The organism is uncultured Clostridium sp. (assembly GCF_937920395.1).
Taxonomy (GTDB): domain Bacteria; phylum Bacillota; class Clostridia; order Clostridiales; family Clostridiaceae; genus Clostridium_AD.
Genome location: NZ_CALEVF010000222.1, coordinates 1 through 15,569 on the forward strand (window position 1 = coordinate 1; position 15,569 = coordinate 15,569).

A 15,569-nucleotide genomic window follows, 5' to 3' on the forward strand; every position below is an offset into this window, starting at 1 on the left:
TTTCTAGGGAGTAGATGTATTGACTTCGGTCGATGCAATAGAAGAATATTAATTTATTTTTCAAAATATCTATTGTAATTACTCGTTCCTATTTTTCTGTTTAATTTTGAGAGACTAATATTAAAAATAAAACCAACAATAATAAGCACTAAAGTGATTATTATTGTTGGTTTTATTTTTTTTTTTGATTATATTTATAATAAAAAGTCATAAAAAAGACATATTAAAAAACTATAACTTATATAAAAAAACAAACCTCCACGAAAATATGGAAGTTTGTTTTTCTATATAAACAATTTGTTAATAAGCAAATATCAACTTACCTAAAGTAATAGCTACTGGTTTTGAAGTCAACCATTTATTTGTTACGGTACCATCATAAAAAAACAAGGCACCATTAGTTGGATCAGAACCATTTAAGGCTTTATATGCAGCATTTAGTGCTGAGTTACTTGCAGTTTTATTAATCATTCCGTTCATTACTGGGGTAAATTGATAGTGGCCACCACTTTGCTGGTTAATTACACTACTAATATTATTTGGATATTTTGAACTTTGGACTCTATTGACAACTACGGCTCCAACAGACACCATAGCATTATTGCTTTCGCCAGATGCTTCAGCCGTTATTAGTTTAGCTAACAATTTTACATCACTATTAGAATATTTAATAACCTTATTATTATCTTGAGGCAATGATTGTGTAAGTGAAGAATTTTGTGTTATCGATTGTTTATTCTCAGCCTTATTTTGAGATGTTTTATTATCATTTCCTGAATTATTTGGAATTTTAAAGACATCTCCAGGATAAATAGTATCACTCCACTTATTATTCGCAATTCTTATTTTATCTAATGGTAAATTATATTTTTTTGCTATGAAGTATAGACTATCACCACTTACTACTTTATAAGTATTAGTTGGAACATCTAGTACTTGTCCAGTTTGTATGGTACTGCTTAATAGCCTATTATTCTTCATTAATATATTTGTAGTTGTATTGTAGGCAGTACTTATTTCACCTAATGTATCACCTGATTTAACTTGATAAGTAGCTGCATATACAGAACTGCTACTTGCTAGAACTAAGCTTAATGCTAGTATAGTGCTTTTGAAATTTAATTTAATGATATTGAGTCCTCCTTTATATGCCTGCGAGGTTAGTTGACGGATTCGGGTTAAAGGTACCCTACTCTAAAAAGAGATTCACCCCATTTATAATCCCCCGTTCTCCTTATAGGAGATTCGGCAATACATTAACTATATTGTAACACAAAACGACAAAATAACCTATGTTAGAAATTGTAACAACATTAAAGGACATAATAAAATTAAAAATATAAAAAAATATTTAAGAATCTATATATTTTTTGTTTTTGTAAATACTAAAGTTAAGTGATGCAATAAATATTTTGTATCCAAAAAAGATAAGAGGAGATGTTATTTTGGAGAATGATAGTAATAGAAAAGTAAGTAGAGAAAAGCAATACGTAGAGAAGGAAAATGGAGAAAAGAAAACATTTGTAAGTGAAGTTCAGGAATTTAATAAACCGGAAGATTATGATGACGCATTTAAACAGTATTATCCTGAACAAAGCTAAAGTTTAATGAAATATTGTAAAATACAAGTATATTAAAAAAAGAATCAAGCTCTATTATGGAGCTTGATTCTTTTTACATTCTAGAAAATTAAAAACTTACAAATTTACTTTTTAATGCTGGGTTTGATGTGATAAGCTTATGAATAGAAAATCCCACAAAACAATTAAATGCAGAAGTAGGAAGTACTATTGACACAAAGAGTACTAAAAATGGTGAAGGTAAACCAAACAGAAAGAGGGCTGAGGTTAAAAAAACGCTTCCACTCACTATAGTTCCAATAAAATAAATGCTTGATATTTTAAGGGGAGAACTTGAATTTAACCCTTTATATATAGAGTATATAATGATTGAAGTTACTGATTTATCTATAATGTTGGGAAGTTGTCCACCGGGAAAAGTAGTAGTTAAAGCACCTAAAATACCAGCTACGATTCCTGTTATAATTGCCATTTTAAAATTTTTTGTAATTGTTATGGATAAAATCATAAATGCTAGTAATAAATCAGGTTTCATTCCAAAAACTATACCTGGTGTAATTTGATGCAATATAAGACCTATTGCTAGTAACAGAGAAGTTATTATTATTTTATTTGTTTTCATAAACAGTATCTCCTTTTCAAAATAATTAATATTTATGGATTTTAGTATTATTTTATAAGCTAGTATCTTTCAGAACATCAAATTGATCACCACCTTTATATTGATTATTAAAATAAAAAAAACCTCCGCCCTATATTAGGGCGAAGGATATTCGCTATACCACCTAAATTATGCTAAAAAAATAAGCATATTTTATATTTCGAGTACTAAAATACTCTAGCCCTTTTAACAGTGGGCATCCGGTAACTACTACACTCAAAATATGAGTTCGGGTTACTTCTAGTAGGTCCATTCATTAAAGTTATCAATACTGAGATTGCACTATCCTCAGCTCTCTGAAATTGCATTACTTTAATTACTCTTCCTATTCAATGAATTTATAATATAATTTATGATTTCATAATGATATGTCATCAAATTTTATAAGATTAAGGGAATTATAACATTTAAATGGTTAATTGTAAATAGATATTTATTTTATATATTTATTTTATGATATTTATTTAGAAGAAAAGTTATATTGTAAATAACATTTTTAGTAGAAAAATACAGTTATTAAGTTTATAATAATTATAAATATAGCAATGCAAGGGGGTAAAGAATAATGTTGGGTACAATTGTGAATTCGTTATCAATAATAATTGGCGGATTTGTAGGTTCGTCATTTAAAAATAAAATTTCTGATACATATACTGAAACAATTATGAAAGGTCTAGGATTATGTGTGATACTAATTGGATTAAAAGGTGCACTCCAGGTAAATAACATATTATTATTATTATTATTAATTAGTGTTACAGTAGGAACGCTTATTGGTGAAATAATAAAAATTGAGAAAGAAATAGAAAATATTGGAGCTTTTCTAGAAAGCAAAGTGTCAAGCTAAAGTGGGATAGCTAAAGGTTTTGTAACGGCAAGCTTAGTATTTTGCGTAGGAGCGATGTCTATAATGGGATCGCTTGAAAGTGGTCTCTCTAAAAATTACAGTTTACTCTATGCTAAATCTTTATTAGACGGTATATGTGCAATTATTTTTTCATCGACAGTAGATGTCAAAGTTTGTTTTTCTGCAATTTCAGTTTTGGTATACCAGGGTATTATAATTTTAACAGCTTCTCTTATGAAACAATTTTTAATAACATCTGTTGTAAGTGATATGCCAGCTGTTGGGGGATTATTAATTGTAGCAATCGGTGCAAATATGCTGGATATTAAAAGAATAAAAGTAGGCAACATGCTTCCAGCAATATTTATTCCTCTTTTATAATACATTTTTAAATGTATTATAAGTAGTTTTACATAAAAGAGAAGACGTTAGCAATGATAATATTGCTAACGTCTTCTCTTTTATAGAATTATTTTATTAAAATTCTATAGTAGTTTTATCAAGCCAAGTCCATTCTGGTTTAAATACTTTTACATCTTCTAGAAGTTTAAAGAAAGCTACATCAGCTAGTTTTGCTTCTATTAGAATATCAAAATCTATGCCTAAAGGAATGCATTTCTCAATAAATTCAATAAACGATGCTGCATCAAGGTAATCAGCATGTTTTTTATCTTTTTCCCCAGTTTTAGGACTAGAAAAATGTACCTTTGGTGGTAAAGGTTGACCTTCCCAAGTTTCAAATATGTCTTTTATCATAGGTTCTAAATCATCACCACCGTTATTGCAGTTATTATGATGTACATCTAGTACCATAGGTGCTTTAATTTCTTGGCAGATATTTAATACTTCTTTTGTAGTAAAGCTTTTATCATCATTTTCAAATATTAGCATATCTGTTATTTCTTTTGGTAAGTTATTAAAATTCTTAAAGAATCGTTCTGTAGCAGCAAGTTTCCCGCCTTCTTTACCTCCAATATGCAATACCATTTTTCCTAGAGGATAGTTAATATCTTTAAAAAGATTTGCATGAAATTGTAAATTTTTCAAGGTGCTTTTTACTACTTCTTCCTTAGAACTGTTTATAACATTAGACTCATCTGGATGAGTATCTACTCTTAAATTATTATTGTTAATATAATTTCCAAGCCATTCAAAATCCATTTTTAAAATTCTTCTAAATTCCCAATTAGTAACTTCAGGATGTGTTGCTAAAGGTATTAAAGCAGAAGTTATTCTATAAAAGTGGACATCATTTTTTACTGTGTATTCCAGAATTTTATGCAAATCATTAACGTTTGAAACTGCTACCTTTTGTAGCTTTTCAAGCTTATCCCTATCAGTTGATTGTTTTGTATATGTAGAAAAAGTTACAGTGCTTGCTGAAGTTATTTTAGCTGACTTTAATGCTGTAGCCACATATCCTAATCTTATTTGCATAATATCACTCCTCATATAATATAGTTATACCATTGAATAAAAATTAAAATATTTCTAATAACTAATATTCATTAATATATTTAAATTGTTGAATTATCATATCAAAATCTATTCTATAAATTAAAATATACTTTAATTTGTATAAGCTTATGGCTATTATATTATCTATAATAAAGTTAATTTACAAATATTGTATGTAGAATATTGAGTAAAGGTCAGAAAACTTACTGGCGAGATAGTTTCCTATTTATCTCCATAATGTAAAAGCAAATACAATATTTTAAATGATTCTTAAGAATACTTTATTAAATAAATATAATATCTAAATAGATTTAAGAACGAACCCAAATTTAATCATATCACATAACTACAGTGTATGTAAAACAATATACACATAATTGAAGAAATATTTATAATGTTGAGGGAATTTATTGAATAATAGTTAGAAAATACTTAAAAAGATGAACATTATTTTTTCCCTAGTGGAAGGCCAATAGTTATTTTTGTGCCCATTTCAGGTTTACTTTCTACTAGGATTGAGCCGTTATGTTTGCTTATAATCCATTTTGATATTGATAGACCGAGACCTGTTCCACCACTTTCTTTTGATCTTGATTTGTCACATCTATAAAATCTAGTGAAGATATGGGGAAGATCGTTTTTTGCAATGCCAATTCCAGTATCTATAATTTCAATTGTTAAGCTGCTCTTTTTTATATAACTATTTAACTTAATAGTTCCCCCTATAGGGGTATACTTAATACTATTATCAATAAAAATTCGTAATGCTTGTTTTAATAAATTTTTATCTGCATAAATAGATAATTTTTCATTAAGGTCACTTGAAATTTGATGATTTGAGTCAATTAGTTTAGTTTCTTTGATGAGTTCATTTATAAGTTCATTTGCACAAAAATATTCTTTATAGATTTTTTGAGTTTTTTTATCACTTCTTGCAAGGAAAAGAAGTTTTTCTACTAGTTGCTGCATATTATAAGACTCACTTTTAATAGCTGTGATTGATTCAGCGAGCACTTCTTTGTCATCTTTACCCCAACGGTATAACAAATTAGCATAACCTTGAATAACAGCGATTGGTGTTCTGAGTTCATGTGACGCATCTGATACAAACTGATTTTGCATTTCGTATGATGTTTGAAGCCGATCCAGCATTTCGTTAAAAGTTTCGGCTAGTTGCTTTAATTCATCATGAGAAGTGCTAACATTTATCCTCTTTTCCAAAACATTAATTGAGATAGCTCTTATTGTTTTCGTCATATGTTTTATAGGTAAAAGCATTTTTTTACTAGCTCTAGATCCAAAACCTAATGTAATAATTAAAGAAAATATATTTACAATAAAAATTATTACTGTAAAAATAGCCAAATATATATTTTCTTTATTTAAATCTTTAGAAAATTGAAAGAAAAATATTTTATTATTAAGTTCAAGTTTTGATGTAACAAAAACAAGCTGTTGGTTAAATTCATTGATAACTGAATTAGTTGTAGTCTCTTTATGAAAAGATATATTATTTTTATCTTTTTGACTAGAATAAACAAGGGTTTCATTCTCATCAAATACATTTAAGGTAACATATTTTATGTTAGCGAAAATATTGTTTTTAAAGCTCTTAGTACCGTTGTCTAATTTTACATAACTAGTAGATACTGTGTTATATTTAGCGAGTTCATTTTGTGCTTCATTTATTAAAAAAAATCTAAAACCTATAATTAAACTAATACTTAACACAAATAATGTAATAGAAAAAATGAGAGTATACACCGCTGTCATTTTAAAACTAATTGAAAATCTTAATCGTTTATTAATGGTGTGTAATAATGTTTTTATTAATTTTGGTGTAAAAGTCAGAATTATTAAGAATGTTTTTAAGAACAATCTGAAAAATTTAATTGTAATTTTAAAGATAAATCGTATATTATTCATCTTTTAAAATATATCCCACCCCTCGCACTGTATAAATAAATTTCTTGCTAAATTTATCATCTATTTTACTTCTTAAGTATCTAATGTATACATCTACTACATTAGTATCACCCATGTATTCATATCCCCATACAATATCTATAATTTTATTTCTTGTAAGTACTATATTCTTATTTTCTATTAGCAATTTAAGTAAATCAAATTCTGTCTTAGTTAGGTCTATAGAGTTGTTATTATAAGTGACCATATGTTGAGCTAAGTCTAGGCTCAACTCTCCAACAGACAGTATATTTAAAATTTTATTTACATTTGTGCTCTTTTTTAATGCGGTTCTGATTCTTGCAAGTAATTCTTCAATTGCAAAAGGTTTAGTCATATAGTCATTTGCACCTATATCCAGGCCAGTAACCTTATCCATTATCTCATCTTTTGCAGTAAGCATTATGATAGGGATATCTGATACTTGCCTTAGTCTTCTTAGTATTTCTAGCCCGTTTAAAGAAGGTAACATAATATCAAGAAGTAAAAGATCAAAGACTTCATTCATAGCTTTATCTAAACCCTCACGTCCATCATGGCACTGCGAAACGATATAACCTTCATACTTTAGCTCGAGTTCAAGAAATCGTGCTATTTTTATCTCATCTTCAATTATTAAAATTCTTTGTCCACTCATATATAACGATACCTCCAAAACATATTATATTAATCTATCTTATAATTTTCTTATTAAATTATTAATTTCATAATAATAGTATTATTATATATTATTTTGAATATAATTGCAGAGAATCAGGCTTATGTAATAAATCTTATTGTTTTAAAAAAACAACCTACATTTCAAAATGTAGGTTGTTTAAGTTTTATTCAGTTTTCATTTCTTCATTAATTTTTGCAGTTACATTATTAACAACAACTGACATTTTATCAAAGATTTTGTTAACCTGTGAATCTTCATTATTTTTCTTTACAATTCTTATTTTATGCTTTGTTATAATAGCGAGGACCAGTCCTACAATTACTAGTGGTGTAGCTACTATTGTTAGAATAACCGCAAGTGTTATGCAAATGTTTAAAATCACATTATCATTTTTTTTAATTACTAATTTTGTTTCATTACATTTTTTAATAAGAATTTTTATCTTTTTAAAAAAAGTACTTTCATTGCAAGTCTTTTCATCTGGTTTAATTTTGTTCTGCTTTTCAAGGTATATTAATGATTCAATGATGTTACCCTCATTTTGCTCTAAAGCGTTTTTAGCATCCTCATAACTTACATTTGCTCTTTTTCTTAATTCATCAATTTGTTCTAAATTTATTGACATATTTATTCCTCCTTTTATTTTGGTAGAGAACAGTTTTTACTTGGAAATGGGTTATTTGTTTTCTATATTTTTATTATATAACCTGTAAATTAAAGATTTATTAGTAGAAGATTAGAATCACATTAGAATATATTCAATGATATATACAAATTTATAATATTTTAAAAATTATAATATGAATTATAGTCTTAATCATGGTATAATAGAGACTTATGAGCTGAAAATTCATTTAAGGCATACTTAAAATTATATATAAAACAAGAGAGGAAGTTAAAATGAGTAACATGAAATTTGAGGAATTTAACATTAGTGAAGAAATATTAAAAGCAATTAAAAATTTAGAATATAAAAAGCCATCAGATGTACAAGCTGCGGTAATACCTATAGCGCTTGAAGGCAGAGATATTATTGTAAAATCACAAACTGGCAGTGGAAAAACTGCTGCCTTTGCTATACCACTTTGCGAAAGTGCTAATGTAGATGAAACAGAGCCACAGGCTTTGGTATTAACACCTACTAGAGAATTAGCACTTCAAGTAAGTCAAGATATAACAAACATAGGAAGATATAAAAAAATTAGAGCAATTGCTGTTTTTGGTAAGCAACCAATAGAAATGCAAAAGAAACAACTTAAGCAAAGAGTACATGTAGTTGTAGGTACACCAGGAAGAACCTTAGACCATATTGAAAGAGGCTCTATTAATTTATCCAAGGTTAAATACCTAATATTAGATGAAGCAGATGAAATGCTTAGCATGGGGTTTATAGAGCAAGTAGAAGCAGTTATTAAGGCTATCCCTAAAAATAGAATTACTATGTTATTTTCAGCTACAATACCAGAATCAATAGAAGCAATATGCACAAAATATATGGTTAACCCTGTTAAAGTAGAAATAAACCCTGAGAAGTTAACAGTTGATAGGATTGATCAAATATGTTATGAGGTAGATGAAGATAGAAAATTTAGTTTACTTAAGAGATTACTGTATATTGAAAATCCAGATTCTTGCATTGTATTTTGTAGAACAAAAGAAAATGTTGACGAAATTACTGTTCAAATGAAGAATCGTCATTATTCATGCATTAAGATACATGGCGGTATGATTCAAAATGATAGATTAGATGCCATGGAGAGATTTAGAAAAGGCGAATTTAGGTTTCTAGTGGCTACAGATGTTGCTGCAAGGGGAATCGATGTTGAAAATATAACACATATTATAAATTATAATTTACCAATTGAAAGAGGTAATTATGTACATAGAATAGGGAGAACTGGACGTGCAGGAAAAAAAGGAAAAGCTATAACTTTTGTTACTCGTAATGAAGAAAGATTTTTAAAGGCTATAGAACAGTATATTGGTATGGAAATACCAAAGGGATCAATTCCAACAAAGGAAAATTCTGAGCCTTTTAGGGAGGCATTTTATAAAAAACATGATGCTAAACCTGTTATTAAAAAGACTAAATCATCAAATTTTAATGGCGATATAATGAAAATATATATCAGTGCAGGAAAAAAGAAAAAAATAAGGACTGTTGATATTGTAGGTACTATTTGTAATATAGAAGGAATCGATTCTGATGACATAGGTATTATAGATATTCAAGATAGTTTTTCACATGTAGATATTATGAATGGAAAGGGTAAGTTAGTGTTAAAAGCTCTTGAAAATGGTACAATAAAAGGAAAAACTATTAGGGCTGAGAAGGCAAATAAATAATATTAAATAACATTACTTTAAAAGAAATTGGATGATTGTATTACTGAGTTATAAGCAATATTATATTTATATGAATTTAAAAGATAATAGTAAAAAGAGATTTAAGTAGAATATAATTTACTTAGGTCTCTTTTTACTATTACAAAGGAGTGTATAAATATCAGTTCAATAAAATAAAATTTGTACTATTATGTGTTTATTAACTTATGCTGTGAAAAAAATTATCAGTATGATTTTCATTTAAATTTTTAGTTTTTAAATTTTCATAGAAGTTTGCAAACGAGGAGTACATGTAAGGAGATAACCATAAATAACCGATGTATATTGTTAAAGTTGAAAGTATTCCCCAACCTATAAAACTTAATTGAAGGCAAAACAACTTCCATTTATAACCATACATCATTTTTTTACTCTCTTTTAAAGCATCCATAGCACTTAATTCTGGGTTGTCACTTAGTATATAAAATACCAAAAAGTAACTATAAGATGCAATTATTCCAGGAATTATAAGGAGTAAAGTCCAAAGACAAACAAACACAGTTATTAATAATTGTGCAAGTACTGCTGAAGAAAAATTATTAAAACCATCAAATATATTTTCAAATATAAAAGGTTCATGTCTAGCAAACTTTAAAAAACAAGTTATAAAGCCTAAAGTTATAGGACCAGATACTAATATAAAAATAACTGGACCTAGGAATGGGATAAAAATAATAACACAACCTATTACTGATAGCATCATACTATACAGAAAACATAATAAAATGGCATTACCCCAATTTCCTTTGAGTTGTTCTCTTGCAGAGCGTCTAAAATCTGAACTTATTTTAATAGAGTGATTGTTGAATTCCATATGTTCCTCCCCTAAGTAGTTAATAATTAGTTTATGTATATATTACAATGATTTATTGTAATATATTAACGTGATTTTATATAAAAATTTACTAATAAAACAATGAGGTAATACACATTATATTATCATAGTGTATACATATATACTAGTATTTGCTTTTTAATTTCTATCTTTTGAAGGTACATAGATAGGAACGAATTTGGCATAATATTCATAGAGTTATAATATTGTTTACAAATATAATTCAAATTTTCTTTGATATGTGTTAAAATGTAAAAGTTGTGGAAAAGATTTTGTAAATGATGATTTTAAAACAAACAACTAGGCTTTATAGAATATATTAATTCTAATATATATGATAAATAATATTACCTGTTAAAAAGGAGAGCTATAATGAAAGCATTTCAAGATTTAGTAAATGAGACTTTAGAAGTTCAAGATTTAGAAGAACTAGAATCGGCAGCAGATTTATTTCAGTTTGGTATAGAAAAAGGATATTATAATAAACGACAAGCAGATCAATTTAATGTTACTTATTGGAAAATGAAAAACAAGTGTTTAGCTTATGAAGTTGCTAAAGAAATAAAAGGCAATAAATTAGATATAATTACTATGGTTACTAGTGCTCCAACAGAAATAAAAGATAATATACGAGAACTTACTAATTATGTTAATGGACGGGTTAAAGCTTTGAAGGGTAAAATGAACGGTATTAGATAGTGGCAATATTTTTTAATAAGAACGATAAGAATAGAGGTATATATTATTATAATTAATTATAATAATATATACCTTTATTTATATAATCCTGATTTAAAAAATTAATTTAAGGGTATAATAAATAATGTATTGGATGATTTTGAGAAAAGTTTTTAAAATGTTCAAAACAACTGTTGTATATGACGTAACGTAATGTGTTAGTATAAATATAAAGCATATTTTTATTTTTCAACAATTGGAGAAAATTATGTGATTGAAATTAGAGATATAAAGTTTAAGCAAAAAATAAACAAAAAAATTAACTGTTTTAAAATAAAATTTAACATGAGAGGCAAGAGATATATGAAAATAAAGAATATCCCTTTTTCACCACCAGATATAACAGAAGTGGAGAAAAAACTTGTAATGGAGGTTTTAGATTCGGGATGGATTACAACGGGACCTAAGACTAAAGAGTTTGAAGATAAGATTTCTAACTATTGTGATGCAAATTATGCTGTAGCACTTGCAAGTGCTAGTGCAGGTTTAGAACTAATATTAAAAATTTATAATATTAGTGAGGGTGATGAGGTTATTACAACACCTTATACATATACAGCTACATCAAATGTAATACTTCATAGAGGGGTTATACCAACATTTGTAGATGTAAAAAAAGATAGTTTTCTAATAGATGAGCGAAAATTAGCTATGGCAATTACTGCTAAAACAAGAGCAATAATAACTGTAGATATAGGTGGAGTTCCTGTTGATTATGATGCTATAAGGGCAGTTATTAAGGAGAAAAATAGAGAAGATATTATATTTATATCAGATTCAGCCCATTCTTTTGGTGGGATATATAAGGGTAAAAAAGTTGGAGCACAAGCTGATTTTAATGTTTTTTCATTTCATGCAGTAAAAAATTTAATGACTGCAGAAGGCGGAGCAATTACTTTTAATGATAATAAATTCAAAGGTAAACAAGACTTAGCTAAAGAGTTTAAAATAACTTCACTCCAAGGTCAGTCAAAGAATGCTTTGGAGAAAATGAAAGCAGGAGCTTGGAAATATGATATAATAACAGATGGTATGAAATGTAATATGACAGATATTAATGCAGCTATAGGGCTTGGACAAATTGGAAGATATGAAGGTATGCTTACAAGGCGTAAAGCTATCTTTGATATATATACTAAAGCTCTTAGTACTAAACAGTGGGCAATTATTCCTTTTACAAAGGATGAGATTAGAGAGACTTCATATCATCTATATACTTTAAGGTTAAAAGGATTTAAGGAAGCACAAAGAGATGAATTAATACAAAAGCTTGCTGATATAGAGATAGCTACAAATGTTCATTTTACACCTTTACCAATGTTTACACTTTATAAAAATCTTGGGTATTCTATAAAAGATTATCCAAATGCATATAATCAGTATGCTAATGAAATAACACTTCCAGTATACTCAACACTTAAATTAGAAGATGCACAGTATGTAGTAAGCAATGTAATAAAATGTGCTGAAAAGATAATAGTTAAATAATAAGCAGTAAAATGGAGGTTGCATTGTGAAAGTTAAATTTTTTACACCGACAAGAGAGTACCAAGAGAAAAAATTAGAATTTGACAGTGCTGTACTAGGCTTTATGGAAAGAGGAGTATCAATGCTTGGTAAAGAAGTAACTGATTTTGAAGAATCGGTTAAAGAATTTACTGGAGCTAAATATGCAATTGGTGTTGCATCAGGTACAGATGCATTGGTAATGGCATCTGATATACTGGGATTTAAAGAAGGAAAGGAAGTAATAACTTCACCATTTACTTTTTTAGCTTCTGCATCTTGCATTGCTAAAAATGGTGCAAAACCTGTATTCGTTGATATTGTTGAAGAAACTTTTGGTATAGATGCTAATAAAATTGAGGAAAAAATAACAAAGGATACAGTAGGAATCCTTCCAATCCATTTATTTTCACAAATGAGTGATATGGATAAAATTACGGATATAGCAATTAGTCATGATTTAAGAGTTCTTGAAGATTCAGCAGAATCTTTTGGTATGAGATGGAAAGGAAATGGAACTGAATATAAACATGCGGGTACTATAGGAGATTTTGGTGTGTTCTCATTTTTCCCAACAAAGACTTTAGGAGCATATGGTGATGCAGGAATGATAGTAACCAATGATGAAAACTTAGCTAACCTTGCTAAGATGTATAGGGTTCATGGAGCATCTAGAAAATATCATTATGATTTTATTGGTTATAATTCAAGACTTGATGCTATTCAGGCATGTATATTACAAGTTAAAATTAAATATATAAATAATGCAATAAAAAAGAGAAATCATATTGCAAAGTTATATATGAAAGGATTACAAGAATGTGAGTTTGTTAAAATACCTAAAATAATAGGGAATCAAAAATCCGTTTATTATGCATTTAATGTATTAGCTGATAGACGTGATGAACTTTCAGAATATTTAAAAGCAAATGAAATAGGAACTAGTATTTATTATCCAATTCCACTTCATCTTCAAAAATGCTTTGCATATCTTGGATACAAAAAAGGAGATTTCCCAGTAGCTGAAAAGACATGTGAAAGAATAATTGCACTTCCTATATATCCAGAGATAACGGAAGAAGAAGTAGAATTTGTTTGCGAAACTATTAAGAAATTTTATAAAATAAATAATATTTAAAAAAATGATGGCTTTATTTTGCTGAAAAGGAGAACTTATGGATATTGAGATTAAAGAAATGTTATTAGAAATGAAAAAAGATATCGCTGATATTAGTGTGAGACTAAAAAACATTGAAAATAATCAAGCTAATGTGGCAAACGCTGAACATAAAAATTGGCATATGTTAGCGGATAAGTTAGGACAATATGATTTAATATTACACAAAATTTATGGGAAAAAAGCTTCTGATAAATAGAGATAATAGATCAAAAAATAATAAAGTAAATAGTAGTGAGCACACCAATAAGTGTACTCACTACTATTTTTTTTTACTATTATTAAATTTTGACATTTTATAAAAAAAAGATATTAATAGAAGAATATTTATGGTAAGAAGTGGAGAGGAAGCTTTAAAATATTTAGAGAGGGATGATCTTAATGGAAAAGAAGAATAGATATATTTTAAATATGGGGTTGGCGTTTGATGAAGATAGAGTTATGAGAAAATTAAGTCAAACGGCTAAAGAAGGCTGGATTCTTGAGGGGATGTCCTTAATAAAGTATAAGTTGGTAAAAGGGCAAGCGAGAGATATTGTTTACTCCATGGATTACAAAGATTTAGGAACAGAGGATAATATGGAATATTTTGAAATATTTCAAAGTAGTGGTTGGGAGCATGTGTGTTCTTATGGACCATTTCACTTTTTTTGTGCTTCGCCTGAAATTTTTCCTATATATACAGAAATGGTAAGTATTTCATATTAGATAAAAGAAAAAAGAATTTTAAATAAAAATAACAAAATGAATTTAAAATAGTATTTATTATTTAAGCAAAAACATATTAGAGTAAAGATATAAAATAAATGCTATAATTAGAAAATGAGGTAAAATGAATATATAATTGCTGTAGGAGGTATTTATGACAACTAGCATGTTAAAATTTATTGCATGTTTATTAATGCTAATTGATCATATGGGGGCAGTTTTTTTTCCTAGAATTATAATTTTAAGAATGATAGGAAGAATATCATATCCTATATTTGCTTATTTAATAGCTATTGGGTATTGTAAAACAAGTTCGTTTTATAAATATATATGTAGACTTTTAATATTCGCATTAGTATCGCAAATACCATTTTCATTAGTTTTTAGTGAACGAATTAAAATTCATAGCTTCTTTGACTTTTTTATTTTCATTTTTGGAAGACCATATTTACATTTGAATATTTTTTTTACTTTAGCAATTGGATTAATTGCAATTCGTGTATGGGACATAGTAAAGTCATTGCTTTTTAAAACAATGACTATTTTAGGATTAGGCATAATTGCTGAAATCTTTAATACTGATTATGGTCTTTATGGAGTTGCTATTATATTAGCATTTTATATTTTTATAGACAGCAAAGTTAAAATAGTTATTTCACAAGTTATTGTATATTTAGTATTTAGTGCATTGCAAATTTTATTGTATGTGTATGAAATTCAAGGAAAAGCAATAAATATTAGTTGGTTTATTCAAATGTTATCACTTTTATCACTGATTTTTATATTTAAATATAATGGTCATAAGGGTAGAGATTTGAGATATGTTTTTTATGCTTTTTATCCAATACATTTATTAATATTTGGTGCATTAAAAATTTTAATGTAAAGTTAATATTTATATTCATAAAATGGAAAAGGGAAATATTTGATTTTAATAAAATCCTATAATATGGATTAATTGTTTTAATATAAATACTAAAATTTAAATTGATTTAATGAATTGTAGTATTTAGAATAAAGTTAAAAATTTTAAAAAAAATATTTTATA

General features: G+C 27.3%; 15 protein-coding genes, 1 pseudogene, 1 riboswitch and 1 other annotated feature. Of the genes and pseudogenes, 9 read left to right on the top strand and 7 right to left on the bottom strand.

What is annotated here, in order from left to right:
* Window positions 1-300: 300 nt before the first annotated feature.
* Window positions 301-1,131 carry a cell wall hydrolase gene (locus tag Q0649_RS13950; protein WP_367179388.1) on the bottom strand — a complete coding sequence of 277 codons (831 nt, stop codon included), beginning with the start codon at window positions 1,129-1,131 and terminating at the stop codon, window positions 301-303.
* Window positions 1,132-1,134: 3 nt separating this feature from the next.
* Window positions 1,135-1,261, bottom strand: a riboswitch (cyclic di-AMP (ydaO/yuaA leader).
* 184 nt (window positions 1,262-1,445) lie between these two features.
* Between Q0649_RS13950 and Q0649_RS13955 the strand changes: the two genes are divergently transcribed.
* Window positions 1,446-1,601, top strand: coding sequence for a hypothetical protein (locus Q0649_RS13955; protein ID WP_298843168.1), 156 nt, complete (start codon window positions 1,446-1,448; stop codon window positions 1,599-1,601).
* Window positions 1,602-1,689: 88 nt separating this feature from the next.
* On the opposite strand, the gene Q0649_RS13960 is transcribed toward Q0649_RS13955, so the two are convergent.
* Window positions 1,690-2,202 carry a tryptophan transporter gene (locus Q0649_RS13960; protein WP_298843171.1) on the bottom strand — a complete coding sequence of 171 codons (513 nt, stop codon included), beginning with the start codon at window positions 2,200-2,202 and terminating at the stop codon, window positions 1,690-1,692.
* 133 nt (window positions 2,203-2,335) lie between these two features.
* Window positions 2,336-2,583 (bottom strand) — a binding site (T-box leader).
* Between the two features lie 223 nt (window positions 2,584-2,806).
* Between Q0649_RS13960 and Q0649_RS13965 the strand changes: the two are divergent.
* Window positions 2,807-3,469, top strand: a pseudogene (locus Q0649_RS13965) (DUF554 domain-containing protein).
* 96 nt (window positions 3,470-3,565) lie between these two features.
* Here Q0649_RS13965 and uvsE read toward each other — a convergent pair.
* From uvsE to Q0649_RS13985, 4 genes are all read right to left on the bottom strand, one after another.
* Complete coding sequence (gene uvsE / locus Q0649_RS13970; RefSeq protein ID WP_298843173.1) at window positions 3,566-4,525, bottom strand: UV DNA damage repair endonuclease UvsE; 960 nt, start codon at window positions 4,523-4,525, stop codon at window positions 3,566-3,568.
* 468 nt (window positions 4,526-4,993) lie between these two features.
* Window positions 4,994-6,319 (bottom strand): cell wall metabolism sensor histidine kinase WalK, encoded by a 1,326-nt coding sequence (locus tag Q0649_RS13975; protein WP_298843176.1) that lies wholly within the window; start codon window positions 6,317-6,319, stop codon window positions 4,994-4,996.
* Between the two features lie 145 nt (window positions 6,320-6,464).
* The gene (locus Q0649_RS13980; protein WP_298843178.1) at window positions 6,465-7,148 is read right to left on the bottom strand and encodes a response regulator transcription factor; all 684 of its coding nucleotides are present in this window, start codon (window positions 7,146-7,148) and stop codon (window positions 6,465-6,467) included.
* A 187-nt stretch (window positions 7,149-7,335) separates the two neighbouring features.
* Window positions 7,336-7,797 (bottom strand): DUF4342 domain-containing protein, encoded by a 462-nt coding sequence (locus tag Q0649_RS13985; protein WP_298843181.1) that lies wholly within the window; start codon window positions 7,795-7,797, stop codon window positions 7,336-7,338.
* A gap of 275 nt (window positions 7,798-8,072) precedes the next feature.
* On the opposite strand from Q0649_RS13985, the gene Q0649_RS13990 reads away from it, so the two are divergent.
* A complete protein-coding gene (locus tag Q0649_RS13990) occupies window positions 8,073-9,518 on the top strand; it encodes a DEAD/DEAH box helicase (RefSeq protein ID WP_298843184.1) in 1,446 nt (481 codons plus the stop codon).
* Window positions 9,519-9,717: 199 nt separating this feature from the next.
* Here the strand turns inward: Q0649_RS13990 and Q0649_RS13995 are convergent, their stop codons facing one another.
* Window positions 9,718-10,371, bottom strand: coding sequence for a DUF975 family protein (locus Q0649_RS13995; protein ID WP_298843186.1), 654 nt, complete (start codon window positions 10,369-10,371; stop codon window positions 9,718-9,720).
* Between the two features lie 393 nt (window positions 10,372-10,764).
* On the opposite strand from Q0649_RS13995, the gene Q0649_RS14000 reads away from it, so the two are divergent.
* The 6 genes from Q0649_RS14000 to Q0649_RS14025 all read left to right on the top strand — a co-directional run bounded on the left by Q0649_RS14000 (window position 10,765) and on the right by Q0649_RS14025 (window position 15,407).
* Complete coding sequence (locus tag Q0649_RS14000; protein ID WP_216148534.1) at window positions 10,765-11,091, top strand: hypothetical protein; 327 nt, start codon at window positions 10,765-10,767, stop codon at window positions 11,089-11,091.
* Window positions 11,092-11,439: 348 nt separating this feature from the next.
* Complete coding sequence (locus Q0649_RS14005; protein WP_298843255.1) at window positions 11,440-12,618, top strand: DegT/DnrJ/EryC1/StrS aminotransferase family protein; 1,179 nt, start codon at window positions 11,440-11,442, stop codon at window positions 12,616-12,618.
* A 25-nt stretch (window positions 12,619-12,643) separates the two neighbouring features.
* Complete coding sequence (locus Q0649_RS14010) at window positions 12,644-13,774, top strand: DegT/DnrJ/EryC1/StrS aminotransferase family protein (RefSeq protein WP_298843201.1); 1,131 nt, start codon at window positions 12,644-12,646, stop codon at window positions 13,772-13,774.
* 37 nt (window positions 13,775-13,811) lie between these two features.
* Window positions 13,812-14,012 carry a hypothetical protein gene (locus tag Q0649_RS14015; RefSeq protein WP_298843204.1) on the top strand — a complete coding sequence of 67 codons (201 nt, stop codon included), beginning with the start codon at window positions 13,812-13,814 and terminating at the stop codon, window positions 14,010-14,012.
* A gap of 182 nt (window positions 14,013-14,194) precedes the next feature.
* Window positions 14,195-14,521: a DUF2812 domain-containing protein gene (locus tag Q0649_RS14020; RefSeq protein ID WP_298843207.1), complete on the top strand. Its 327-nt coding sequence runs from the start codon at window positions 14,195-14,197 to the stop codon at window positions 14,519-14,521.
* Window positions 14,522-14,675: 154 nt separating this feature from the next.
* Entirely contained in the window at window positions 14,676-15,407 is a 732-nt protein-coding gene (locus tag Q0649_RS14025; RefSeq protein WP_298843210.1) for a TraX family protein, read from the top strand.
* Window positions 15,408-15,569 lie beyond the last annotated feature (162 nt).